Origin of the sequence: uncultured Methylobacterium sp., assembly GCF_964244095.1 — a bacterium.
GTDB lineage: Bacteria > Pseudomonadota > Alphaproteobacteria > Rhizobiales > Beijerinckiaceae > Methylobacterium.
The window spans coordinates 1-3054 of sequence record NZ_CAXTHR010000255.1; the positions used below are offsets into that span (position 1 = coordinate 1).

2 protein-coding genes are annotated in these 3054 nt (G+C 70.4%); both read left to right on the plus strand.

The annotated features are described in order from the left end of the window. On the plus strand, nucleotides 1-1958 hold a 1958-nt coding region (locus tag ACFE86_RS22090), incomplete at its 5' end, for a PAS domain-containing sensor histidine kinase (RefSeq protein WP_375457455.1). Then, nucleotides 1955-3054, plus strand: a 1100-nt coding sequence (locus tag ACFE86_RS22095; protein WP_375457456.1) for a sigma-54-dependent transcriptional regulator, incomplete at its 3' end; no start/stop codon positions are given. The genes ACFE86_RS22090 and ACFE86_RS22095, both read left to right, overlap by 4 nt.

The following is a 3054-nucleotide window of genomic DNA, read 5'->3' on the forward strand; positions in this document are numbered from 1 at the left end:
GCGGCCTGTCGCTCGGCTTCACCGACCGGGTGCGCGACGTGGTGCTGAAATCCGTCGAGGTCGCCGACGCCTACCAGGAGAACCAGTGCCAGTCGCTGGCGCGCGAGATCCGCATCCTCAACGACGACCTGACGCGGGCGCGGCCGAACTTCGACGTCAACCGCGACTGGTTCGAGGGCTTCCTCACCGTCCGGGCGACCAATCTCGGCCTGCCGGTCGCCCAGATCATGCGCGGTCCCAACGAGGTCGTGGCCCGCGCCAAGATCGACGTGCTCAAGGTCACGCGGCTACCCTCGGCGGCGGCCTTCGCGGAGGCGGCGACGTCCAACGATCCGGTCTGCCTGCTGCCGACCGAAGGCCGGGTCTTCGCGGCGCTGTTCCGGATGCCGGCCTACGACGACGCCGTGCTGCTGGTGCAGCGCGAGGTCAGCCAGCTCGCCATCGACTTCCCCGGCGTCTCGCGCGCGGCGGCGGCCGAGTACCTCACCTACGATTCCCTGCGCACCTCGATCCAGGTCACCTTCGCCTCGGTCTTCGTGCTGATCGCGCTGATCGCGCTGCTCTCGGCGGTGTGGTTCGGGATGAACTTCGCCAACCGCTTCGTCGCTCCGATCCGCCGGCTGATCAACGCCGCCGACCAAGTCGCGTCCGGCAACTTCTACGCCCAGGTCCCGGCCCGGAAGACCAGCGGCGACCTCGCCCATCTCGGCGAGAGCTTCAACAAGATGACGCAGGAGCTGCGCCGCCAGCATGCCGGGCTTACGGCGGCCAGCGACCTGATCGACCGCCGCCGCCGCTTCACGGAAGCCGTGCTCTCGGGCGTCTCGCCCGGCGTCGTCGGCGTCGATGCCGGCGGCGTCGTCACGATCGCCAACCCGGCGGCCGAGCGGATGCTGGACCTGGCCAGCGACGCGCTGGTCGGCCGGCGTCTGGCCGACGCCGTGCCGGAACTCGCGCCGCTGCTGCCGGGCGGGGAGGGGCGCCAGCGGGCGCTCCAGCAGCAGATCCAGCTCACCCGGGCGGGGCGCGAGCGCACGATCGCGGTGCGGGTGACGAGCGAGCAGGCGCAAGGCGGGGCGCGGGGCTTCGTGGTGACCGCCGACGACATCACCGACCTCGTCTCGGCCCAGCGCACCTCGGCCTGGGCGGACGTGGCCCGCCGCATCGCCCACGAGATCAAGAACCCCCTCACCCCGATCCAGCTCTCGGCCGAGCGCATCCGGCGCAAATACGGCAAGGTCATCACCGCCGATCGTGAGGTGTTCGACCAGTGCACCGCGACGATCATCCGCCAGGTCGACGAGATCAAGCGCATGGTCGACGAGTTCTCGTCGTTCGCGCGGATGCCCAAGCCGGCGATCGCCGAGAACGACCTCACCGAGATCGCCAAGCAGAACCTGTTCATGATGCGGGTGGCCCATCCCGACATCGATTTTTCCTTCACCGCGCACGGCACCGGCGGCACCGGCACGGCGGCGGCCGAGAAGATCACCGCGGCCTTCGACATCCGGCTCCTGTCGCAGGTGATCACCAACATCCTCAAGAACGCCGTCGAGGCGGTGGCCGAGGTGCCCGAAGCCGAGCTCGGCAAGGGGAAGATCGCCCTGAGTCTCACGGTGGACGAGACCTTCGCGACGATCGCGGTGACCGACAACGGCAAGGGATTTCCCGCCGAGGGGCGCCAGCGCCTGCTCGAGCCCTACATGACGACCCGTGAGGGCGGCACCGGCCTCGGGCTCGCCATCGTCAGCAAGGTGCTGGAAGAGCATGGCGGCGGCATCGAGCTGAACGACAACCCCGCCGGCCGGGGCGGGCAGGTGCGCATGCGGGTGCCGCGCGCGCTGCCCGCTGCGGACCACGCGGCGGCAGGCGCAATCCCGGCCGGCCCCGACGCCAACCTTCATGAGAAGGGCGCCGCACCGACGGCCCCCCGAAAGATCGCGGAGATGCAGCCATGAGCGCCGATATCCTGGTCGTCGACGACGAGGCCGACATCCGCGACCTCGTCGCCGGCATCCTCGACGACGAGGGCCACCGCGCGCGCATCGCGGGCGGCTCCGACGAGGCTCTGGCCGCGATCGAGGCGCGGCGCCCCCACCTCGTCTTCCTCGACATCTGGCTCCAGGGCTCGCGCCTCGACGGGCTCCAGGTGCTGGACCTGATCAAGGCGGGCCATCCCGACCTGCCGGTGGTGATGATCTCGGGCCACGGCAACATCGAGACCGCGGTCTCGGCGATCAAGGCGGGCGCCTACGACTTCATCGAGAAGCCGTTCAAGGCCGACCGGCTGATCCTCGTGGCCGAGCGCGCGCTGGAGGCGTCGCGCCTCAAGCGCGAGGTGCGCGATCTCAGGGCGCGCTCGGGCCACGCCAACCGCATCGTCGGCGCCTCGGTGGCGGTCAATCAGCTCCGCCAGACGCTGGACCGCGTCGCGCCGACCAACGCCCGGGTGATGATCACCGGCGCGCTCGGCTCCGGCAAGGAACTCGCCGCGCGTGGCCTGCACAAGGCCTCGGCCCGCGCCAGCGGCCCGTTCGTGCTGCTGAACGCTGCCGCGATCCTGCCCGAGACGATGGAATCGGAGCTGTTCGGGGTCGAGGGCGAGCAGGGCCGGCGGGTCGGCGCCCTGGAGGAGGCTCACGGCGGCACCCTCTACCTCGACGAGGTCGCCGACATGCCGCGGGAGACGCAAGGGCGCATCCTGCGCGTCCTCGTCGATCAGAACTTCCAGCGCGTCGGGGGCACCACCCGCGTTCACGTCGACGTCCGCATCATCTCGTCCTCGTCGCGCGACCTCGCCGAGGAGATCGCCGCCGGGCGTTTTCGCGAAGACCTGTTCCACCGGCTCGCGGTGGTGCCGATCCGCGTACCCTCGCTCTCCGAGCGCCGCGAGGACGTGCCGGAATTGATCTCCTTCTTCATGGACAACATCTCGGCCCAGACCGGCCTGCCGCGGCGCGTCATCGGCCAGGACGCGATGGCGGTGCTGCAATCGCACGACTGGCCGGGCAACGTGCGCCAGCTCAAGAACAACGTCGAGCGGCTGATGATCCT